Source organism: Streptomyces sp. NPDC090045 (genome assembly GCF_044747975.1).
In the GTDB taxonomy this organism is placed as follows: domain Bacteria; phylum Actinomycetota; class Actinomycetes; order Streptomycetales; family Streptomycetaceae; genus Streptomyces.
Genome location: NZ_JBIVFA010000009.1, coordinates 238,193 through 259,445 on the forward strand (window position 1 = coordinate 238,193; position 21,253 = coordinate 259,445).

The 21,253-nt window shown below is 72.1% G+C and carries 16 protein-coding genes; 9 read left to right on the plus strand and 7 right to left on the minus strand.

Annotated features, from left to right (window positions below; genetic code table 11):
- Window positions 1-51 precede the first annotated feature (51 nt).
- Complete coding sequence (locus ACIPYQ_RS24240) at window positions 52-2,193, plus strand: EAL domain-containing protein (protein ID WP_361759434.1); 2,142 nt, start codon at window positions 52-54, stop codon at window positions 2,191-2,193.
- A gap of 115 nt (window positions 2,194-2,308) precedes the next feature.
- Here the strand turns inward: ACIPYQ_RS24240 and ACIPYQ_RS24245 are convergent, their stop codons facing one another.
- Window positions 2,309-3,376 carry an FAD-dependent monooxygenase gene (locus ACIPYQ_RS24245; RefSeq protein WP_362235612.1) on the minus strand — a complete coding sequence of 356 codons (1,068 nt, stop codon included), beginning with the start codon at window positions 3,374-3,376 and terminating at the stop codon, window positions 2,309-2,311.
- 106 nt (window positions 3,377-3,482) lie between these two features.
- Between ACIPYQ_RS24245 and ACIPYQ_RS24250 the strand changes: the two genes are divergently transcribed.
- On the plus strand, window positions 3,483-4,127 hold the full coding sequence (locus tag ACIPYQ_RS24250) for a TetR/AcrR family transcriptional regulator (RefSeq protein WP_401254732.1): 645 nt from the start codon (window positions 3,483-3,485) through the stop codon (window positions 4,125-4,127).
- Window positions 4,128-4,204: 77 nt separating this feature from the next.
- Here the strand turns inward: ACIPYQ_RS24250 and ACIPYQ_RS24255 are convergent, their stop codons facing one another.
- Entirely contained in the window at window positions 4,205-5,083 is an 879-nt protein-coding gene (locus ACIPYQ_RS24255) for a LysR substrate-binding domain-containing protein (RefSeq protein ID WP_361759313.1), read from the minus strand.
- 95 nt (window positions 5,084-5,178) lie between these two features.
- On the opposite strand from ACIPYQ_RS24255, the gene ACIPYQ_RS24260 reads away from it, so the two are divergent.
- From ACIPYQ_RS24260 to ACIPYQ_RS24280, 5 genes are all read left to right on the plus strand, one after another.
- Window positions 5,179-5,883, plus strand: coding sequence for a succinate dehydrogenase (locus ACIPYQ_RS24260; RefSeq protein WP_401254735.1), 705 nt, complete (start codon window positions 5,179-5,181; stop codon window positions 5,881-5,883).
- A gap of 2 nt (window positions 5,884-5,885) precedes the next feature.
- On the plus strand, window positions 5,886-7,835 hold the full coding sequence (locus ACIPYQ_RS24265; RefSeq protein WP_401254738.1) for a fumarate reductase/succinate dehydrogenase flavoprotein subunit: 1,950 nt from the start codon (window positions 5,886-5,888) through the stop codon (window positions 7,833-7,835).
- Window positions 7,832-8,578, plus strand: a complete 747-nt coding sequence (locus ACIPYQ_RS24270) for a succinate dehydrogenase/fumarate reductase iron-sulfur subunit (RefSeq protein ID WP_327265641.1) — start codon at window positions 7,832-7,834, stop codon at window positions 8,576-8,578. Before ACIPYQ_RS24265 ends, ACIPYQ_RS24270 begins: the two co-directional genes overlap by 4 nt.
- Window positions 8,579-8,733: 155 nt before the next feature.
- Window positions 8,734-9,384 carry a hypothetical protein gene (locus tag ACIPYQ_RS24275; RefSeq protein WP_401254742.1) on the plus strand — a complete coding sequence of 217 codons (651 nt, stop codon included), beginning with the start codon at window positions 8,734-8,736 and terminating at the stop codon, window positions 9,382-9,384.
- A gap of 104 nt (window positions 9,385-9,488) precedes the next feature.
- Entirely contained in the window at window positions 9,489-10,442 is a 954-nt protein-coding gene (locus ACIPYQ_RS24280; RefSeq protein ID WP_401254745.1) for an endonuclease/exonuclease/phosphatase family protein, read from the plus strand.
- A 74-nt stretch (window positions 10,443-10,516) separates the two neighbouring features.
- On the opposite strand, the gene ACIPYQ_RS24285 is transcribed toward ACIPYQ_RS24280, so the two are convergent.
- The 4 genes from ACIPYQ_RS24285 to ACIPYQ_RS24300 all read right to left on the minus strand — a co-directional run bounded on the left by ACIPYQ_RS24285 (window position 10,517) and on the right by ACIPYQ_RS24300 (window position 18,782).
- Window positions 10,517-12,910, minus strand: coding sequence for an ABC transporter (locus tag ACIPYQ_RS24285; RefSeq protein ID WP_401254748.1), 2,394 nt, complete (start codon window positions 12,908-12,910; stop codon window positions 10,517-10,519).
- 38 nt (window positions 12,911-12,948) lie between these two features.
- Complete coding sequence (locus tag ACIPYQ_RS24290; RefSeq protein WP_401254750.1) at window positions 12,949-13,752, minus strand: hypothetical protein; 804 nt, start codon at window positions 13,750-13,752, stop codon at window positions 12,949-12,951.
- Window positions 13,749-17,696 carry a hypothetical protein gene (locus ACIPYQ_RS24295; protein WP_401254753.1) on the minus strand — a complete coding sequence of 1,316 codons (3,948 nt, stop codon included), beginning with the start codon at window positions 17,694-17,696 and terminating at the stop codon, window positions 13,749-13,751. The genes ACIPYQ_RS24290 and ACIPYQ_RS24295 overlap by 4 nt, the downstream gene beginning before the upstream one ends.
- A gap of 63 nt (window positions 17,697-17,759) precedes the next feature.
- Window positions 17,760-18,782: an LLM class flavin-dependent oxidoreductase gene (locus ACIPYQ_RS24300; protein WP_401254756.1), complete on the minus strand. Its 1,023-nt coding sequence runs from the start codon at window positions 18,780-18,782 to the stop codon at window positions 17,760-17,762.
- 117 nt (window positions 18,783-18,899) lie between these two features.
- On the opposite strand from ACIPYQ_RS24300, the gene ACIPYQ_RS24305 reads away from it, so the two are divergent.
- Entirely contained in the window at window positions 18,900-19,394 is a 495-nt protein-coding gene (locus tag ACIPYQ_RS24305) for a hypothetical protein (protein ID WP_361759286.1), read from the plus strand.
- Between the two features lie 51 nt (window positions 19,395-19,445).
- Here the strand turns inward: ACIPYQ_RS24305 and ACIPYQ_RS24310 are convergent, their stop codons facing one another.
- Window positions 19,446-19,661: a dodecin gene (locus ACIPYQ_RS24310; RefSeq protein ID WP_030663252.1), complete on the minus strand. Its 216-nt coding sequence runs from the start codon at window positions 19,659-19,661 to the stop codon at window positions 19,446-19,448.
- Window positions 19,662-19,827: 166 nt separating this feature from the next.
- Here ACIPYQ_RS24310 and ACIPYQ_RS24315 point away from each other — a divergent pair, with 166 nt between their 5' ends.
- Window positions 19,828-21,090 carry an extracellular solute-binding protein gene (locus tag ACIPYQ_RS24315; RefSeq protein WP_401254761.1) on the plus strand — a complete coding sequence of 421 codons (1,263 nt, stop codon included), beginning with the start codon at window positions 19,828-19,830 and terminating at the stop codon, window positions 21,088-21,090.
- The last annotated feature ends 163 nt before the right edge of the window (window positions 21,091-21,253 follow it).

Below are 21,253 nucleotides of genomic sequence, written 5' to 3' on the forward strand. Positions count from 1 at the left end.
ACGCAACCGGCGGCACCGGCCGCCGGTGCCGCCGCGGCCCCCCACGGGGGCATCGAGGACCGGATCGCCCGCTTCGCCACCATCTGGGGCCGGGCGATCTTCCCCGTCACGGCCACCTCGCTGACCCGCACCGAGTTCGAGCGGCACCTGGTGCCGCTCACCCGGACGCTCACCGAGGCCCTGCACGCCCGGCCCTTCGACGCCGCCGTCGCCCAGCGCGTCGGGGCGGAACTCGTCGCCGTGCACTGCACCGACCCCGAGGCCCTGGCCGGCACCCTCGGCGTGGTCGAGTCGTACCTGGTGCTCTACTGCGGCCCGGAGGGACCCGAGGGCTGCGGTGTGGAGGGCACCGAGGAGTACCGGTCGCGCTGTGCCCGGCTCCAGCACGGCATCGCGGCGGGATACGCCCGGGCCCTGCGCGAGCGCACCCTCCGGGAGCAGGAAGCCATCGCCCGCTCCGCGCTGACCGCCCGCACCGACGCCCAGCAGGCCCTGCACGCGAGCGAGGAGCGCTTCCGGGCCGTCTTCGAGGGCGCGGCCGTCGGCATCGGCATCGCCGACCTCGACGGGAACGTGCTGGAGGTCAACGACACGCTCCTGCAGATGTTCGGCGGCCTGGAGGGCCATGTCCGCAGCCGCAACGTCAGCGAGTGGGGCCACCCGGACGACACCCCGCACGTCTGGCGGATGTACGGGGAGCTGGTGCGCGGCGAGCGCGAGAGCTACCGCGTGGAGAAGCCGTACTACCGGCACGACGGAACCGTCCTCTGGACCAACCTCACCGTGTCGCTGCTGCGCGACGCCGACGGCAAGCCGCAGTACCAGCTGGCGCTGATGGAGGACACCACCGAACGCCGGCTGCTGAACCTGCGCCTGCGCTACGAGGCCACCCACGACGCCCTCACCGGACTGCCCAACCGGACGCTGTTCTTCGAACGGCTCGAAAAGGCCCTCGCCGGGGCCGGCGGCAGCCGCTACGGCCTGTGCTACCTGGACCTGGACGGCTTCAAGGCGGTCAACGACAGCCTCGGGCACTCGGCGGGCGACCGGCTGCTGGTGGAGGTCGCCGACCGGCTGCAGAGCTGCGCGACCGGCCCCGGCGAGGTCGTCGCCCGGCTCGGCGGCGACGAGTTCGTCGCGCTGACCACCGGCCCCGACACCGAGCAGAAGGTGACCGACCTCGCCGTCCGCATCCTCTCCGCCCTGTCGACGCCGATCCGGCTGGAGGGCCGGGAGCTGACGGTCCGGGGCAGCATCGGGATCGTCGAGGGCCCGGCGAAGGAGCGCACCCCGGCGGAGGTGCTGCGCAGCGCCGACATCACCATGTACCGGGCCAAGGCGGCCGGCGGCAACCGCTTCGAATTCGCCGACGCCGAGGCCGACGCCCGCGCGATCACCCGCCACGGGCTGACCAACGCCCTGCCTGCGGCACTGGAACGCGGCGAGTTCTTCATCGAGTACCAGCCCCTGGTCCACATGCGCGACGGCAGCGTGCGCGGGGCGGAGGCCCTGGTGCGCTGGTCGCACCCGCAGTACGGGGTGCTCGGCCCGGACCGCTTCATCCCGCTCGCCGAACGGACCGGGCTGATCGTGCCGCTCGGCCGCTGGGTGCTGGAGGAGTCGGTCCGCCAGGCCCGGATCTGGCAGGGCCAGAACGGCGGCTCGGCCCTCCGGGTCAACGTCAACCTCTCGCCGACCCAGCTGCACCACCCGGGCCTGGTCGCCGACACCGTCGCGGTGCTGGAGAAGTCCGGACTCGCCCCGGGCGCCCTGTGCCTGGAGGTCACCGAATCCGCCCTGATAGGGGCCGACGACGAACTCCTGGAACCGCTGCGCCGGCTCGCCGCCCTGGGCGTGGACATCGCGCTCGACGACTTCGGCACCGGCTACTCGAACCTCGCCAATCTGCGCCGCCTGCCGGTCAGCGTCCTCAAGCTCGACCGCTCCTTCACCCAGGGGATGCAGCAGCAGCCCGCCAATCCGGTCGACGTCAAGATCGTGGAGGGGATCGTCGCCCTCGCCCACAGCCTCGAACTCGCCGTCACCGTCGAGGGCGTGGAGACCGGAGCCCAGGCCGCCCAGCTGCGCGCCCTCGGCTGCGACACCGCCCAGGGCTGGTACTACGCCCGCCCCGGAGCCCCGGACCGCATCCACGCCCTCTCCCTCTCGGACGCGGTGCCCACGCCTTCCTGACATCACCTCCACGACCACCTGAGCCCGAGTAGGAGCCGCTGCCCGGGCTGCAGCCCATGCCGGAGGCGACCCGGGCAGCCTCCGGTTGGCCCTGGCCCTGCCCCGACCCGCCCGGTCAGTCCAGGCCGGCCTCCGTCCCGCGGCCGGGTGTCCGGACGGCTTCCATGACCCGCTCGTACCGCCGGGCCGTGTCGGCCAGGACCTCGGCGGCCACGGGCAGCCGCTCGGCCTCGTACCCGTCGAGTACGTCCTCCCCGGCCGGCCCGCCGAGAGCGGCGGCCAGCGTCCGGCCGAGGGCGGCGGCGTCCTGGATCCCGGTGTTCATGCCGAGCCCGCCGGCTATGGGGTGCACGTGCGCGGCATCCCCGGCGAGGAAGGCCCGGCCCTCCCGCATCCGCGTGGCCATACGGACGTTGACCCGCCAGGAGGAGAGCCAGGTGGGATCCGCGAGCCGTATCCCGGGCATCCGGGCGTGCCGGTCGAAGAGTCGCTGGAAGCTCTCCAGCGAGGGCGGCAGCGGTTCGCCGTGCTCGTCCTGCTCGGGCGAGGCCTGCAGCTGGAAGGTGTCCGTCCCCGGCATGGGGCAGAGCAGTATCCCGGCGCCTTCCGAGGTGAACCACTGGTGCCAGACGTCCCGGCCGAGTCCGGGTGCCCTGACGTCCCCGAGCACCATCGCGGGCTCGGCTTCCGCGCTTCCCTCGAAGGGGATGCCGAGGAGCTTGCGGGTGGTGCTGTGCCCGCCGTCGCACCCGGCGAGGTAGCGGGCCCCGATCACGGTGGAGTCCGCGAGCCCGGCGCTGACCCCCGCCGCGTCCTGGGTGATTCCGGCGAGCGGAGACCCCCACTCGACCCGCACGCCCAGCCCGGCGAGCCGGTCGCGCAGCGCCTCCTCGATCTGCCACTGCCCGATCAGTAAGCCGGCGTCGACGACGGTGTCGTTGACGTGTGCTCCGTCGAAGTACTTGCGCAGGACCACCTTGCTGTTGCCGGTGGAGATCAGGGGATCGGCCGCGCCGAGTCCCCGGAAGATCTCGAGGCTGCTCGGTTGCAGTCCCTTGCCGCGGGATTCGCGGTGGGGTGCCGGCCGCTGGTCGATGACGCGCACGGCGATTCCGCGCAGCGCGAGATCGCAGGCCAGTGTCAGTCCGGTGGGGCCGGAGCCCACGATCAATACGTCGGTCATCGGATGTCCTCTCCTCGTCGATGTCTCAAGGAAAGCCGACCCCACCCAAAAAAGCAACCCGGTTAAAAAAATAACTTGGTCACCAATTCGTGCTACGCTGTGAGGCATGGAGAACACGACAGGTCTGCGCGAGAGCAAGAAGCTCCGTACGCGCCGCCAGCTGGCGGCGACGGCACTGGAGCTCTTCCTGGAGCGGGGCTTCGACGCCGTGTCGGTGGCGGACGTCGCCGCCGCGGCCGAGGTCTCCAAGCCCACCCTCTTCCGCTACTTCCCGAGCAAGGAGGACCTGCTGCTCGACCGGTTCGCCGACCACCAGGACGAGGCGGCGCGCATCGTGCGCGAGCGGCCCGCGGGCCAGACGCCGGTGGGCGCGCTGCACGCCCATTTCCTGGCGGCCCTCGCCGAGCGGGACCCGATCACCGGGCTGTGCGAGCACCCCGGGGTGCTCGCCTTCCAGCGGCTGCTCTACAGCACCGCCAGCCTGCAGGCCCGGATCGGCCACTACACCGACCGGGAGGTGGAGCTGCTCGCCGCCGTGCTCGAGGCGGAGTCGGTCCCGCCGCTCACCGCCCGGCTGGCGGCGATCCACCTGGTGGCCGTTCGCCACGAGCTCGGCCGGGAGAACTGGCGGCGGCTCGACGCCGGCCGGAGCGCCGACCAGGCCCACCCGGCCGCCGTGGCCGACGCCGATCGGGCCTTCGGGATGCTGGCCGACGGCCTCGACAAGGCCCTGCTCATACCCCGGCCTTAGCCCGGCCATGCCCCGGCCCCGGCCCACCGCCCCGACCCCCAGCCGCCCCGGCCCCGCCCCCGACCACCCCAAAGAGGTCAGCCCACCAGCATGCGCTTCAGCTCGCGGGCCGCACGCGGAGGAGCCACATCGGTGCGGTGGGCCAGGGCCACCGTGCGGCGCAGCGGGGAGCCGGCCAGCGGGGTCGCCCGCAGACCGGGACCGGCGCGGTCCACCACCATCGCCGGGACCACCGCGATGCCCAGCCCGGCCCGGACGAAGCCCAGGACCGCGTCCATCTCGCCGCCCTCCACGGTGAAGACCGGCTCGAAGCCCTCCGCGCGGCAGGCCGCCACGGTCAGCTCCCTCAGGTCGTAGCCGTGCCGGAACATCACCATCGGCTCGTCGCGCAGGCCCCGTATGGTCAGCTCGCCGCCCCCGCCCGGCGCAGGCCGCTCCGTCGACGAGACCACCACCAGGTCCTCCGTCAGCAGTTCCACCGTGGTCAGGGCCGGAGCCGAGGGCGGCAGCGGCAGCGCGATCAGGGCGAGGTCCAGGGCCCCGCGCGCGAGCTCCCGTACGAGGTCCAGCGAACCGCTCTCCTCGATCAGCAGCTCGATCCCCGGATGCGCGGCGTGGAAGGCCCGCAGCACGTCCGGCAGCAGGCCGGTGCACACGCTCGGGGTGGCGCCCAGCCGGACCCGCCCCCGCCGCAGCTGTGCCAGTTCCTGCACCTCCAGCCGCGCGGTGTCCGCGTCCGCCAGGATCCGCCGGGCCAGCGGCAGCAGCGTCTCGCCGGCATCGGTGAGCGTGATGTTGCCCCGCGCCCGGCTGAAGAGCTCGGCTCCCAGTTCCCGTTCGAGCGCCTTGATCTGCTGGGAGAGCGAGGGCTGGGCCACGTGCACCCGCTCCGCGGCCCGGGTGAAGTGCCGGGTCTCGGCGACGGCCACGAAGTACAGGAGCTGCTGGAACTGCATCGGCCCAGCGTAACCCGCCTCATAGGCAATCCCTATCGATTTGAGCTCCTTCATGTCTTGGACCTTTCGGGACCTCGGTCCCTAACGTCGAAGACATGGCTCTGGCAACGCGGACGGGTCGACGGCCGTCCACCACGCGCACACTCTGGGACTCCTCCGTCGGCAAGAAGTCCGTGATGGCCGTCTCCGGCCTGATCATGCTCGGCTACCTCGTCGTGCACATGCTCGGCAACCTCAAGATCTTCTTCGGCTCGGACGAGTTCAACGGCTACGCCCACTGGCTGCGCACCCTCGGCGCGCCCTTCCTCCACCACGAGTGGGCCCTGTGGATCGTCCGCGTGGTGCTCCTCGCCGCGGTCGTCGCGCACGCCGTGTCCGCCTACCAGCTCAGCCGGCGCGACATCAAGGCCCGCCCCGTCAAGTACGCGCACAAGCGCCGCCGCGCGAGCTACGCCACCCGCACCATGCGCTGGGGCGGCATCATCCTCGGCCTCTTCATCGTCTGGCACCTGCTCGACCTCACCACGCTCACCGTCAACCAGCGTGCCTGGGCCGGCCACCCGTACGAGAACGTCCTCGCCACCTTCTCCACCTGGTACGGGAACACGATCTACATCGTGGCGATGGCCGCGCTCGGCCTGCACGTCCGGCACGGCTTCTGGAGCGCCGCCCAGACCCTCGGCGCGGGCAACGCCCGCCGCGACCGGACGCTGAAGTCCCTCGCCAACGCCCTCGCCCTCGTCCTCTTCGCGGGCTTCGTCTCGGTGCCCGTCGCCGTCATGACCGGAGTGGTGAACTGACCGTGAACAGCTACGCGAACCACACCACCGGTGCGCCCGTCGCCGACACCAAGGCCCCCGAAGGCCCGATCGCCGACCGCTGGGACCGCCGCCGCTTCGAGGCCAAGCTGGTCAACCCGGCCAACCGCCGCAAGCACACCGTCATCGTCGTCGGCACGGGTCTCGCGGGCGGCGCGGCCGGCGCCACCCTGGCCGAACAGGGCTACCACGTCGTCCAGTTCTGCTTCTCCGACTCCCCGCGCCGGGCCCACTCCATCGCGGCCCAGGGCGGCATCAACGCGGCCAAGAACTACCGCAACGACGGCGACTCCGTGCACCGCCTCTTCTACGACACCGTCAAGGGAGGCGACTTCCGCGCCCGCGAGTCCAACGTGCACCGCCTCGCCCAGATCTCCGTCGAGATCATCGACCAGTGCGTGGCCCAGGGCGTCCCCTTCGCCCGTGAGTACGGCGGACTCCTCGACACCCGCTCCTTCGGCGGCGTCCAGGTCTCCCGCACCTTCTACGCCCGCGGCCAGACCGGCCAGCAGCTCCTCCTCGGCGCCTACCAGGCGCTCTCCCGGCAGATCGCCGCGGGCAACGTCGAGATGCACGCCCGCACCGAGATGCTCGACCTGGTCGTCGTCGACGGCGTGGCCCGCGGCATCGTGGCCCGCGACCTGATCACCGGCGAGATCTCCACCCACTACGCCGACGCGGTGGTCCTGGCGAGCGGCGGCTACGGCAACGTCTTCTACCTCTCCACCAACGCCATGAACTCCAACGCGACCGCCGTCTGGCGGGCGCACCGGCGCGGCGCGTACTTCGCCAACCCCTGCTTCACCCAGATCCACCCCACCTGCATCCCGCGCACCGGCGACCACCAGTCCAAGCTCACCCTGATGAGCGAGTCCCTGCGCAACGACGGCCGGATCTGGGTCCCCAAGGCCAAGGGCGACACCCGCCCCGCGGCCGAGATCCCCGAAGCGGAGCGCGACTACTACCTGGAGCGGATCTACCCCTCCTTCGGCAACCTCGTGCCCCGCGACATCGCCTCCCGCGCCGCGAAGAACGTCTGCGACGAGGGCCGCGGCGTCGGCCCCGGCGGCCAGGGCGTCTACCTCGACTTCGCCGACGCCATCCGCCGCATGGGCCGGGACAAGGTCGCCGAGAAGTACGGCAACCTCTTCGAGATGTACGAGCGGATCACCGCGGAGAACCCGTACGAGGTCCCCATGCGGATCTACCCCGCCGTGCACTACACGATGGGCGGCCTGTGGGTCGACTACGACCTCCAGACGACCGTCCCCGGCCTGTTCGCGATCGGCGAGGCCAACTTCTCCGACCACGGCGCCAACCGCCTCGGCGCCTCCGCCCTGATGCAGGGCCTCGCCGACGGCTACTTCGTCCTGCCGTCCACGATCAACGACTACCTGGCGCGGCACCCGCACCGGGACACGGTGGACGACGACCACCCCGAGGCGGTGGCCGTCGTACGCGAGACCCGCGAGCGGCTCGCGCGGCTGCTCGCCGTCGACGGCGACCGCACCCCCGACTCCTTCCACCGCGAGATCGGCGAACTCATGTGGGAGTACTGCGGTATGGCCCGCAGTGAGGACGGGCTGCGCAAGGCACTCGACCGCATCCCCGAGATCCGCGCGGAGTTCTGGCGCCGGATCAAGGTCCCGGGCAGCGGCGAAGAGTTCAACCAGTCGCTGGAGAAGGCCAACCGCATCGTCGACTACCTCGAACTCGCCGAGCTGATGTGCCTCGACGCACTCCACCGCGCCGAATCCTGCGGCGGCCACTTCCGCGAGGAGTCCCAGACCCCGGACGGCGAGGCGGCCCGCCAGGACGAGGCCTTCTCCTACGCCGCCGCCTGGGAGTTCACCGCCACCGGCGCCGCCCCCGTCCTGCACAAGGAAGACCTCGTCTTCGAGTACGTCCACCCCACCCAGCGGAGCTACGCATGAAGCTCACCCTGCGCGTCTGGCGCCAGCGCGGCGCCGACGCCCCCGGCCACATGGCCTCGTACGAGGTCGACGGGATCTCCGAGGACATGTCCTTCCTGGAGATGCTCGACACCCTCAACGAGGACCTCATCCTGCGCGGTGAGGACCCGGTCGCCTTCGACCACGACTGCCGCGAGGGCATCTGCGGCGCCTGCAGCCTCGTCATCAACGGCGACGCCCACGGCCCGGAGCGCACCACCACCTGTCAGCTGCACATGCGGTCCTTCGCCGACGGCGACACGATCGACGTCGAGCCGTGGCGGGCCGCGGCCTTCCCGGTGGTCAAGGACCTCGTCGTCGACCGCGGCGCCTTCGACCGGATCATCCAGGCCGGCGGCTACATCACCGCCCCGACCGGCGCCGCCCCCGAGGCCCACGCCACCGCCGTACCCAAGGCCGACGCCGACTTCGCCTTCGAGCACGCCGAGTGCATCGGCTGCGGCGCGTGCGTGGCGGCCTGCCCCAACGGCTCGGCGATGCTCTTCACCTCCGCCAAGGTCAACCACCTGAACGTCCTCCCGCAGGGCTCGCCGGAGCGGGAGACCCGGGTGCTGGACATGGTGGCCCGGATGGACGACGAGGGCTTCGGCGGCTGCACCCTCACCGGGGAATGCGCCACGGCCTGCCCGAAGGGCATCCCGCTGCCGTCGATCGCGGCGATGAACAAGGAGTGGCTGCGGGCGGTACGCAAGGGCCCCCGCTGAGCGTCCCGCGACGCGGGGGCGGGGCTCCCGCAGCGGCCTGACCGACCTCCCGTACGGGCGCCCGCGGGGGCCGGCCCTGCGCCGATCGGCTGACCGGCGCGGCCCGGCCCGCGCCGCGGCCCGGCGGCGCCCGGGCCATGGGGGACAGTGACCCCATGCCAGAAGCCCCCACCGGGTCCGGACCGCGCCGTCGAGCCGTACTGGCCGCCGCCCTCGCCCCGCTGGCCGCGGCCGGCTGCTCCGGCGGGGACGACACGCGCACCCCTGCGGCCGGCCCGGAGGCCGGGCCCAAGGACGCCCTGATCATGGTGATCCGGCACGCGGAGAAGCCGTACGCCGGTGACTCCGGCCGGGACGAGGAGGGCGAGGACGATCCCGGCTCGCTGGCCGGCCGCGGCTGGCGCCGGGCCGAGCAGCTCCCGCGCCTCTTCCCGCCCGCCAAGGGCTTCTCGCTGCCCCGCCCCGCCGCCGTCTTCGCGGCCGGCGGCAAGGACCGTGCCCCCGCGCGGTGCAGGCAGACCGTGGCGGCGCTGGCCACCGCGCTGCGCACCCCCGTCCGCCGCGAGTTCGCCGTCGGCGCCGAACCAGCCCTCGTCCAGGCCGTGTTGGCCGCGCCCATGCCCGTACTCGTCTGCTGGGAACACCACGGCGTCCCCCGCCTGATCCGGGCCCTCGGCGCCCATCAGGTCCCCGGCATCCCCGCGACCTGGCCCGACCGCTACGACCTCGTCTGGGAGTTCACCCGGCGCCGGGGCCGGTGGAGCTTCCGCGAACTGCCGCAGCACCTGCTGCCGGGGGACGTGTAGGCCTGCGGCCCCCGGTGATCGGGACGGGCCTTCCGTGGAGGTCATCTTCCCTGCGACCAGCCGGTGTTGGGGTAGCGGAGGCGCCCGCGGGAAGGCTCACGGGTGTGCGCCGAACCCCTGCCGCCCTGGCCGTCCTCGCCGTCACCCTCACCTCCGCCCTCTGCGTCCTCGCCGCGCCCGGACCTCCCGCCGCGGCAGCCCCCGCCACCGTCCCCGCCACCGTCCGAGCCGCCGCCGAAGCCGGCACCGCTGCCGGCATCGTCCGGCTGACCAGCTACAACATCTGCGGCAACATGTGCTCCGGTCCGGCCTACGACGCGGAGCGCCGGATCGCGGCCGTGGCCGCCGAGGCCGACCCCGGGGGCTGGGGTGCCGACCAGCTCTTCCTCCAGGAAGTGTGCGAGCACCAGTACGAGGCGCTCCTCGACCGTCTGGGTCCGCTCGGCTACGGCGGGTTCTACTCCGCCACCCTGCCGCCCGGGAACCCGGCCATCTGCGCCGGCCACGCGTACGGGAACGCCGTCCTCGTGCGCGGCCCGGTCTCGGACACGGCCGACCTCGACCTGACCGTGGGCGGCGAGCGCGAACCGATCACGGTGCCCTGCGCCCTGGCCTCCCTCTCGGACCGGCCCACCTGGTCCTGCTCGGTCCACCTCTACTGGGACGACGGGACCCTCGCCGTACCCGAGGCCGACCGGCTGGCGGAGCAGGCCCGCAAGTGGCTGGACGACGGATTCGCCGTCGTCCTCGGAGGGGACTTCAACCACTCCCCGCGCACGGCCACGCTGTCGCGCTTCTACCTGCCGGAACGAGGAGACGGCGCCCACGGATCCTTCATCGAGGCCGACGAGAACGACCCGGCGTTCTTCGACCCCGCGGTCTGCCCGCCCGCCTCCACTACCGCGTGCCGGTCGGGCGAGACGACCTTCGGCGCGAAGAAGCTCGACTACCTCTTCTTCAGCGCCCCGCACTTCCGGGGCGCGAGCGCCGACGCCCTCCCCCTCGACACGAAGGTCTCGGACCACAACCTGCTGCGCGTCTCGGCCACCGCCTTCTGAGCGCCACCCGACCGCCGTCCCCGCCGTCCCGGTTGTCCCGGTCGTCCCGGTCGGGCCGCGGAGCCCGTCCGCCCCTACCCGTCGAGCGCCCGCGCCAGGTAGGACGCCGTACGGCCCCGGCCCGCCGCCGCCACCTGCGCCGGGGTGCCCTCCGCGACGACCCGGCCGCCCGCCGTACCGCCGCCCGGACCCAGGTCGATCACCCAGTCCGCGCCCGCCACCACGTCCATGTCGTGCTCCACGACCACCACCGAGTGCCCGGCGTCCACCAGCCCGTGCAACTGCCGTAGCAGCACCCGTACATCGGCGGGATGCAGCCCGGTCGTCGGCTCGTCCAGCAGGTACAGCGTGTGGTCCCGCCGCAGCCGCTGCAGCTCGGTGGCCAGCTTGATCCGCTGCGCCTCGCCGCCCGAAAGCTCGGTGGCCGGCTGTCCCAGCCGCAGGTAGCCCAGCCCGATGTCCTGCAGCGCGCGCAGGCTGCGCGCCGCCGCCGGGACCTCCGCGAAGAAGCCGGCCGCGGACTCCACCGTCAGCGCGAGCACCTCCGCGATGTTCAGGCCCGCGTAACGGACCTCCAGGGTCTCGGAGTTGTACCGGGCGCCGGCGCACTCCGGGCACGGGGCGTACGTACTCGGCAGGAACAGCAGCTCCACCGACACGAACCCCTCGCCCTGGCAGGTCTCGCACCGGCCGCCCGCCACGTTGAAGGAGAACCGGCCCGCCTTCCAGCCGCGGGCCTTCGACTCCGGCGCCGCCGTGAAGAGCCGCCGCACGACGTCGAACAGGCCCGTGTACGTCGCCAGGTTGGACCGCGGGGTCCGGCCGATCGGCTTCTGGTCCACCTCCACGAGCCGCCGTACGGGAAAATCCGGCTCGGCGAGCCGCTCGCCGACCTCGCGGGCCAGCACCTGCCCCACCAGTGTGGACTTCCCCGATCCCGACACCCCGGTCACGGCCGTGAACACCCCCAGCGGGAACCGCGCGTCCAGGTCCCGCAGGTTGTGCCGGTCCACCCCGGTCAGGTGGACCGCCCCGGTCGCCGCGCGCACCGGCCGCGGCGCCGGGGCCGGCTCCCGCGCCGCGAAGAGGTGCCGGGCCGTCGCCGACCCCTCCACACCGGCCAGCTCCTGCGGCGGACCGCTGTGGAGCACCTGCCCGCCGTGCTCCCCGGCCAGCGGCCCCACGTCCACCAGCCAGTCCGCGTGCCGCACCACATCCAGATGGTGTTCGACGACGAAGACGGTGTTCCCGGCCTCCTTCAGCCGGTCCAGTACGCCGAGCAGCGCCTCGGTGTCGGCCGGGTGCAGCCCAGCCGACGGCTCGTCCAGCACGTACACCACGCCGAACAGGCCCGACCGCAGCTGAGTCGCCAGCCTCAGCCGCTGCAGCTCGCCCGCGGAGAGGCTCGGCGCGGTCCGGTCCAGGCTCAGATAGCCCAGTCCCAGCTCCGTGACCGGCCCGATGCGGGAGCGCAGGTCCTCGGCGAGCACCCGGGCGGCCTCCCCGTCCAGGGGCGCGGCGGCGAGTACCCCGTCCAGGTCGGTCAGTGGCATCGCGGCCAGGTCGGCGATGCCGTGTCCCGCGAAGGTCACGGCCAGCGCCTCCGGACGCAGCCGCCGCCCTTCGCACACCGGGCAGGGCGAATCGGCGAGGAACCTCTCGGCGCGCGTCCGCAGAGTGGCGCTCTTGCTGTCGGCGAAGGTCCGCATGACGTAGCGGTGTGCGCTCATGTACGTGCCCTGGTACGGCCGTTGGATCCGCTCGGCCTCCCGCACCGGGTGCACGGTCACCACCGGCTGCTCCTCGGTGAACAGGATCCACTCGCGGTCCTTCGCGGGCAGTTCCCGCCACGGCCGGTCCACGTCGTGGCCGAGCGTCTCCAGGATGTCCCGCAGGTTCTTGCCCTGCCACGCTCCGGGCCAGGCGGCGATCGCACCCTGACGGATCGACAAGCCCGGGTCGGGTACGAGGAGTTCCTCGCTGGTGCGGTGGATCCGGCCGAGACCGTGGCACGAAGGGCAGGCGCCGGAGGCGGTGTTGGGCGAGAAGGCGTCGGAGTCCAGCCGCTCCGCGCCGGGGGGATAGGTCCCGGCGCGGGAGTACAGCATCCGCAGGGAGTTGGACAGCAGGGTCACCGTGCCGACGGAGGAGCGCGAGCCGGGGGAGGAGCGGCGCTGCTCCAGCGAGACGGCGGGCGGCAGCCCGGTGACCGAGTCCACCTTCGGGGCGCCGATCTGGTGGATGAGCCGGCGGGCGTACGGGGCCACCGACTCGAAGTAGCGGCGCTGGGCCTCGGCGTAGAGAGTGCCGAAGGCGAGCGAGCTCTTGCCGGACCCGGACACCCCGGTGAACACGGTCAGCGCGTCGCGCGGGATGTCCACGTCGACGCCGCGCAGGTTGTGCTCCCGGGCGCCCCGGACCCGTACGAAGGGGTCACGGGGGGCCTGAGGATCGGTGAACTGGTGCATTCGCCCCAGTTTAGGGCCTGGCCGGCCGTGCGGCGGCGTCAGGGGCCGACGGCCGTGATGGCCTCCGCCACCGCCGGATGCTTCAGATAGTCGAGCACGCTGTGCGGCCACAGGGGAGCGATGCTGATGTCCGGCCGCCCTTCCACCCCCTCGAACACCCGGGCCAGCTCCCCCTTCGGGACGGCCACGAAGTCCCCGACGTCCGCGATGTCGACCCACTGCCGCACACCCGGAGGCCTGGCCCCGCGGCCCTCCAGCGGCCCGGGATCGAGACGGTGGAACACAGCGTTCGGCAGCGCCAGCGGGGAGCCCAACGTCAGCAGGAGCCGCACGTCGACTTCGCCCGCCAGGTCGTGCAGGGCCTCGTAGGCGACCACGCTGCCCAGCGAATGCGCGACGACGACGTCCGGCCGGTGCCGGACCATCGCGGACTTCACCCGCTCGCGGACGGGCCCGCGCCCGGCGGCGAAGTACCGCGCCACCTCGGGGAAGAACCGCTTGACGCTCTTCTCCACCACGGCGGGGTTCTGCTTGGTCCGCTCGGCGACCTGCCCGCAGATCCACCGGAGCCAGCCCGTGGCCCGCCCCTGCGCCCCGCTGGGGTCGATCCCCCAGACCCTTGCCCACTGCTCGACCAGCGCCAGCTCGTCGTCGGCCGGCTCCGCACCCTGCTGCTCGCTGCGCAGCAGGTCGGCGTAGTAGGCCGTCTCCAGATCGAGCCCGGGGGCGGCCGGCCCGATCGCCGCGAGCCAGTCGGCACGCAGCCGGGCACTGCCGAGGTGGGGCGTGGTGTCGGCGGCCTTGTAGTTGCGGACGCCGTGGATGCCGAGGACGCGGGTCATGCGGGGGGCTCCTCTGTGCGCGTGCCGTCGCAGCCGTAGACGGCGACGGCTCCGTCGATGGTGACGAACAGCTTCTCGGGCCCGGCGAACCCGAAGCTGGCCGGCTGCCCGGGCAGCGGGATCCGCTGGACGAGGCGCGGGTCGTGCACTGTCCAGACCTTGATCGCATACGTACGGGAAGGGGGTTCCTCGACCACGAGCGCGACCAGCCTGCTGTCGGAGGAGAAGACGAGCGCGGATGTGGATGCGGCGTTCCCGTCGATCCGCACGGTCTCCGCAGGTGGGACGGGCCCGGGACCCGTGCAGATGAGATGGAGGACGCCGGTGTAGGCGACGACGACCAGTGTCTGGCTGTCGGGGGAGAAGGCCAGTTGGACGGCGTTCTTCATGGGCCCGGCCGACGCGAGTGTGTGGCCGGTGGCCGGATCGCGAAGTTCCAGACAGGACGTGGTCCGGTTGAGGATCGCGATCAGGCGACCGTCGGGCGAGCCTACGGCGCCGGCGGATTCGAATCGGGTCAGCCGGGGGACGGCCCCGGTTTGTGCGGGCGTCCTCCACAGGCGTAACTGACCAGTGGAGTCACAGCTGACCAGCAGCGACGGGTCCGAGGGGTGGAACACCATGGACCTGATGTACGCGCCTGGCGCGGTGGGGTGGGTCACGGTCCGTCCCGATGCCAGGTCGACCACGTCGAGGGAGTCCAAGGAACCGATGGCCAGAAGGGATCCGTCCGCCGAAAACGCCATGCTGACGCGGAACCCACTTGCTCCGCCCGCTTGGCGGACGAATTCGAGTGTCTCGCCGGACCACAGTCCGACGCCCCCGGCGTTGAGCGCGCCGAGCAGGCGGCCGTCGGCCGAGAAGGCGACTTCCTGTGTGTTGTTCGTGCTCAGGGACGTCGGATGCCAGTCCGTGGTCCGCCAAACGGTCAGGCCGCTTGATCCACCCGCAGCGAGTAGCAGCCCGTCGGGGCTGAAGCACACTTGGCTGACGGCCCCGCTGAACTCCAGACGAGCTGTCTCCACCTGGCGTCCGCCGGTCACATCCCAGACGGAGACGTCGAGGTCCGCGCTGCCGACCGCGAGGTGACGACTGTCGGGAGAGAAGGCCAGGGAGCGGATCGCTCCGGTGCGGCACTCCCACGGCTGTCCGACGAGAGCCCGCCGCTGGACGTCCCAGAGGTGGATGTTCCTCGTCCAGCGCTCCGTTCCGAAGACCAGCAGACGGCCGTCGGGCGAGAAGGCTACGTCCCTGGTGTCCGCATGTCCGAGCAAAGGTCCGACGGACTGCCGGGTATCGGTGTCCGTAACCTTCACCCCACTCGTCGTCGCGGCCGCGAGGAGGTTCCCGTCAGGGGAGAAGGCGATGCGGTGCACCACCGAGTCCAGGTGCTCGATGCAGCGGGCGTTCGAATCCACCTGCCCGCCCTCGGCCCAGAGCACGGTGTGGGCTTCCTCAGGCTGAAAGGCGACCTCTCGTGCGATCCGGGTGAACTGTTTCTGGTGCTCGGGCAGGTTCAGCCGGTGCGCGTCGAAGGCGAACACCGAAGCACGGTCGGACGCGTTCCTCAGCTGTGAGTGCGAGGGCCACGAGACGCTCAACAGCCGTACGTAGTCAGTGGCCCGCTCCGACTGTGCCAGGTCGATCGCCCCGGGATCCTGTCGTGGGTCGAAGCGGATGAGGAAGTATGGATCGGTGAGGAGCGTTTCGGCGTACGCGGGGGAGTCCGCCCGGCTCACGTGCCCCAAAGCGTGCCGCAGCACGTACGGCTCCGCCGAGTCCCAACGGTCACCCGGCCGGCTCGCATCCGCCGTGAAGGGGCCGACGGCCTCGGACAGCAGCCGCCGCTCCAGGTCGAGGCTCTGGACGGCGTCCACCCGGTCCGAACTCACGGGATGATCGCGCAGGTAGTCCGCCAGTCCCTGATGGAAGATCCGGTAGAGGGCCACATCGCTCTCGGGGTCGACCCCGGTACGGAGGAACGGCGTGGCCTCCCGCAGCGTGGCGAGGAACCTCCCGTCGGTGAGGTCATCGGTGCCCAAGGCCCTCAGGCACCGGCGCAGGGTCGTCCGCGGCATGCCGTCTCCCTGTGACCTCGCGAGGACGGCGAGGACCGAGCGGAGCGAGCCGAACTCGTCCTTGCGCGCGGCGAGCACCGCCTCCATCAGGTGCGGCAGCTCCGCCGACGCCGCCAGGGTGTGTGCCCGTGCGGTGGCCTCGTCCTGTGGGGGGTTCTTCAGGGTCACCAGGTAGTGGACGTACAGACCCGCGATCAGGAACGGCCCCCAGAGACCGTCCGATCTCAGCCGCCGGACGATGTTCTGTGCCCCCTGCTTCGCCAGGTAGTCGACGAAATCCGCGGGAGGGCCGTAGGAGTAGGGCTTACTGGCCTTCAGCAGCCGCTCGACGTAGCGGTGCACGTCGTCCTGGAGCGCGACCGGATCAGCCGTGTCCAGGTCGATCCGGTCCACGGCGATCCCGGAGGCCTCCGTGGTGCCCGACAGTTCGGCCGCCACTTCCCGTCGGCCGCCCAGCAGGATCCTGCACGGCGCATTCGGGGCCGCCCCGTCCCGCTTGGCCGGTGCGATGAGTCCGGACACCAGGCGCAGGACCGCCCGGGGGTCGGTGCTCTCGTCCACGGCATCGACCACGACGAGCCGGTTCCTGCGCTCCTGCGTGAGTGCCTCACGCAGGAGGTGTTGGGTCCATTCGAGGGATTCGGAGCCACCGACGCCCTGCCCGAGGGTTTCGCCATCCGGGTCGTCTCGTGTGGGCAGGACGAGCCCCGCCTGGTCCGCGATGGCCGTCATCACCTGCTGCGCCGAGCGCTGTCGTGCGTGGACGGCGACGACGTCCGGAACCTCCGGAAGATCGGGTCCGGCGGGCTCCCACAGGGCCCGGACCGTGCGGCGCAGGTGGGGATGGGCCGCGCACACGATGAGGCCCAGCAGCCCCGACTTGCCCGCCCCGGCCGCGCCCGTGACGGTCAGCAGCGGGCTGTCGCCCGCCAGCCAGGTGCGGTAGTGCTCCAGTTCGGCGGCCCGGCCCGAGAAGAAGCCCGTGCCGTGGTCGGTGGAGAAGAGGCCGCGGCCGGAGGCGCGGTCGATGAAGTAGAGGCCGTCGGTGATCTTCTCGCCCGCCGCGATCCGGTCGCCCAGGTCCTCGCCGGGGACGTAGCCCAGGGAGCGCCGCAGCAACTGGATCTGTTCCGGCGTGTTCTGCAGCGTCAGCGGGTTCGGCAGGAACGGCCACTCGCCGTCACCCTGTTCCACGCTGAAGCCGAGGGACATGCGCCACGTGGTGTCCGCCTTGATCTGGGCGATCAACTCCTTGACGAACCGCGTGAATCCGACCGTCTCGACGTCCGGGGCGAAGTCCCGGTACCGCAGCACGTCCAGCGCCGCGGCGATCCACCCGCTGAAGCGGCCCTGTTCCGTCGGTGAGCTGCTCACGGAGGCCCCGAGCGACCACACGCCCCGCCGGCCGTCGAGTTCGGAGATCGGCTGCCGGCCCGTCGCGGTGCCGGCCGAGCAGGTGTCGATGAGGAACACCACGCGGCGCTCCCCGCCCCCGGCCCGTTCGGCCTCCTGCTGCGCCTTCTCGATCCACCGGTCGACGTCGACGTCGCGGTCGTCGTACGCCACGAAGGAGAGGCGGCCGCTGCGGTCCGCCCGGCCGTGGCCGATCAGGTGGACGACGAGGACGTCGGCGGGGCCGGGCTCGTCGACGATCCACTTCCGTAATAGGGCCTCGATCTCACCCTCCGGCCGGTCCAGCGAGGTTTGCCCCTCCGCGCCGAACTGCCCGAAGGCCGCCTGCACTTCCTTGACGCGCGAGCCTACGAACCCGAGGTCCTCCAGCTCGGAGCCCTCGGCGAAGCTTCCGACCCCTATCGACAACACCATGAGGCCGGGTGCGCCCCGGCCTTCCGTCGTCCTGCTCAACGCGCCCCTCGCACAGATCGGTTGACCCCGCGCCACCACCGCCAACGGCACGGCTCACCGACGCTACCCGATCCCGGGGCTTCCCACCGCAGGGTCCCGGAGGCCCGCGACCCGGGCCAGCCGTGCGTACGAGTCCAGGAGTGCCGTGCGGTCGTACGTGGAGGTGGTGACCAGGAGTTCGTCCGCGTCCGTCAGGGCGGCGACCTCGGAGAGCTGGGCCGCCACCTGCTCCTCGGTGCCGTGGATGTGGCCGGCCAGGGCGCCCTCGTACAGGTCCCGCTCCTTCGGGGTCATCTCCAGGGCCTCGATCTCCTCCGCCGGGCGCAGCGGCGGAAAGCTGCCCCGGGTGCGGGAGTACGCGAGGGACCAGGCCTCCGGGATCAGGATGCTGCGGGCCTCCTCCGCCGTGGCGGCGACCGCCACCGTTCCGGAGACGACCACGTACGGTTCCGCGGCCCGGGCGGAGGGCCGGAACTCCTTGCGGTACGTCTCCACGATCTCGCTCACCCGGCCGCGGGAGCGCAGGTCGCCCACCACCAGCGGCAGTCCGGCCCGGGCGGCGATCCCGGCTCCTTCGCCGGTGGCCAGGACGTACGCGGGTATCCGCAGCCCCTCGGCGGGGCGGGCGTGCACCTCGGGGTGCGCCTGCTGGGTGCCGTCGAGCCAGCCCAGCAGCTCGGCCAGCTGCTCCTCGAACCGGTCGGCGTCCCCGGTGTCCCGGCCGAGCGCGCGCCGGATGCCGTTGGTGAAGCCGACCGAGCGGCCGAGCCCCATGTCGATCCGGCCGGGGAACAGCGACTCCAGCACCCCGAACTGCTCCGCGACGACCAGCGGCTGGTGGTTGGGCAGCATCACCCCGCCCGTGCCGACCCGGATCCGGCGGGTCGCGCCGGCGACGGCCGCGGCCAGTACGGTCGGCGCCGAGCCCGCGACCCCGGGCACGCTGTGGTGCTCCGACACCCAGAAGCGGTGGTAACCGAGCTCCTCGGCCGCCCGGGCCAGCTCCACGGTGTCGCGCAGGGCCTGCGGGGCCGGGTGGCCCTCGCGGGTGCGGGACCGGTCGAGTATCGAGAGTTTTCGGATCACAGAGGGGTCAACGTCCTGGGGCTGTCAGGATTCCCCCCACCACCTCGTCCGCCGGGCTGCGCCCGTGTTCGTTCCCGTGTTCGTCCCTGTGTCCGTGCCCGGCTCTAGGCTGGCCGGATGAGCGAGAAGCGCACCTCTCGGCCGCTGGCCGTCTTCGACATCGACAACACCCTGGCGGACACCGGCCATCGCCAGCACTTCCTGGAGCGCCGCCCCCGCGACTGGACCGGCTTCTTCGGCGCGGCTCCGGCCGATCCGCCGCTCGCGCGCGGGGTCGCGCTGGCGGCGGAGAGCGCGGCCGACTGCGAGGTGGTGTACCTGACCGGGCGCCCCGAGCGGTGCCGGGCCGACACCGTCGACTGGCTCACCCGGCACGGGCTGCCCGAGGGGCGGCTGTGGATGCGGGGGAACCAGGACCGGCGGCCGGCCCGCACGACCAAGCTGGAGGTGCTGGGGCGGATCGCCCGCGGCCGGGAGGTGCGCATGCTCGTGGACGACGACGAGCTCGTCTGCCAGGCCGCGCGGGCCGCCGGCTTCCGGGTGGTCCTGGCCGACTGGGCGGCCGAGGCGCCGGAACTGGAGTCCGCGCAGGAGGTCGAGGGCCGGACCTGACCGCGGCCGGCGGGCCGGGCCCCGGCGCTTCGCAGGGCCGGCCCGGCGGGCTCAGTCCTCGCCCTCGAGGCGGAAGCCGACCTTGAGGCCCACCTGGTAGTGGGCGATCTCCCCGTTCTCGATGTGGCCGCGCACCTGGACCACCTCGAACCAGTCCAGGTTCCGCACGGTCTGGCCCGCCCGGGCGATCCCGTTGCGGATGGCCTGATCGATGCCCTCGTGGGAGGTGCCGACGATCTCGGTCACCCGGTACGTGTGATTGGACATGGGGGTCTCCCGACAGTGGGTGGCTTTTGCCTGTTTCTACGGTGCCCCAGTAAGTCCGGCTCCGCGAACTTTGCGCCAACAATCCCGAGCGAAAGGCCCTTGACCGGCCTATTGGTCTATGCCAATTTCGAGCCATCTGAGATCGAGCCCCCAGAAGGTGACCCTCTTGAAGATGCGCTTCCCCGCCCTGGCCACCGTCCTCGCGGTCACGACCGCCCTCACGGGCTGCAGCCGGCTGGCCGACTCGGCCGAAGGACCGCAGAAGGTGACGCTCTGGCTGATGAAGGGCAGCGCCTCGGAGGACTTCATCGACCGGTTCACCACGTCGTTCGAGAACGAGCACCCCGGCGTCGACCTGGACGTCAGGATCCAGGAGTGGACGGGCATAGGCGACAAGGTGAACGCCGTGCTCGACGGCACGAGCAAGGAGACCGCCGACGTCATCGAGGTCGGCAACACCCAGGTGGCCCAGTACATCGAGAAGGGCGGCCTCTCCGAACTCACCCTCGAGGGCCTGCGCGAATGGGGCAGCAAGGACTGGCTCAAGGGCCTCGCCGAGCCGGGCAGCATCGACGGCGCCCAGTACGGCGTCCCCTGGTACGCCGCCAACCGGGTGGTCATCTACCAGAAGGACCTCTTCGCGAACGCCGGGATCAAGACCCCGCCCAAGAACCGGCAGGAGTGGATCCAGGCCACCCAGAAGCTCGACAAGGGCGACCAGCAGGGCATCTACCTCGCGGGCCAGAACTGGTACGTCCTCGCCGGCTTCATCTGGGACGAGGGCGGCGAACTCGCCGTCGAGACCGGAGGCAAGTGGGTCGGCACCCTCGACGACGAGAAGGCCCTGGCCGGCATGGACTTCTACAAGCAGCTCCAGGCCCTTGGCGACGGTCCCAAGGACGCCGACGAGGAGACGCCCCCGCAGTCGCAGGTCTTCGCGCGCGGCCGGACGGCGCAGATCATCGCCCCGCCCGGCCAGGCCGCCGAGATCGAGGCGGCCAACCCCGCCCTGAAGGGCAAGCTGGGCTTTTTCCCGATCCCCGGCAAGACCTCCGACAAGGCGGGCGCCGTGTTCACCGGCGGCTCCGACCTGATCATCCCGGAACGGACCGGACAGCGGAAGCACGCCGTCGACGTGATCACGGCCCTGGTCAGCGAGAAGTGGCAGACCGAACTCGCCCGCACGATGAGCTACGTGCCGAACAAGACCACCCTCGCGCACGTGGTCGAGGGCAACGAGGGCGCCACCAACATGGCCCCCGGCGCCGCCCAGGGCCGGGCCACCCCCACCTCCGCCCGCTGGGCCGAGGTGGAGGCGAGGAATCCGATCAAGCCCTTCATGACGGCCGTGCTCACCGGCCGGGACCCCAAGCAGGCGGCCCGGACGGCCTCCGAGGAGATCGGCAAGGTCCTCAGCTCCGACCGCTGAGCCGGGCCACCACGGCAGTCACCGGCGGGGCCCCACGGCGGTCACCGGCGACGCCACCATGGCGGTCACCGACGTGGCCACCGCCGCGTTCACCGCCGAGTTCAGCGTCCGCACATCCAAGGGCCGCTGAGCGGTCATGTCGAATCCAGCCGGTCACGGAAGA

Coding starts and splice junctions, on each gene's coding strand:
- ACIPYQ_RS24245 (WP_362235612.1), bottom strand. CDS start 3,376: ATGACCGACGTATTGATCGTGGGCTCCGGCCCCACCGGACTGACACTG.
- ACIPYQ_RS24250 (WP_401254732.1), top strand. CDS start 3,483: ATGGAGAACACGACAGGTCTGCGCGAGAGCAAGAAGCTCCGTACGCGC.
- ACIPYQ_RS24255 (WP_361759313.1), bottom strand. CDS start 5,083: ATGCAGTTCCAGCAGCTCCTGTACTTCGTGGCCGTCGCCGAGACCCGG.
- ACIPYQ_RS24260 (WP_401254735.1), top strand. CDS start 5,179: ATGGCTCTGGCAACGCGGACGGGTCGACGGCCGTCCACCACGCGCACA.
- ACIPYQ_RS24270 (WP_327265641.1), top strand. CDS start 7,832: ATGAAGCTCACCCTGCGCGTCTGGCGCCAGCGCGGCGCCGACGCCCCC.
- ACIPYQ_RS24275 (WP_401254742.1), top strand. CDS start 8,734: ATGCCAGAAGCCCCCACCGGGTCCGGACCGCGCCGTCGAGCCGTACTG.
- ACIPYQ_RS24285 (WP_401254748.1), bottom strand. CDS start 12,910: ATGCACCAGTTCACCGATCCTCAGGCCCCCCGTGACCCCTTCGTACGG.
- ACIPYQ_RS24290 (WP_401254750.1), bottom strand. CDS start 13,752: ATGACCCGCGTCCTCGGCATCCACGGCGTCCGCAACTACAAGGCCGCC.
- ACIPYQ_RS24305 (WP_361759286.1), top strand. CDS start 18,900: ATGAGCGAGAAGCGCACCTCTCGGCCGCTGGCCGTCTTCGACATCGAC.
- ACIPYQ_RS24310 (WP_030663252.1), bottom strand. CDS start 19,661: ATGTCCAATCACACGTACCGGGTGACCGAGATCGTCGGCACCTCCCAC.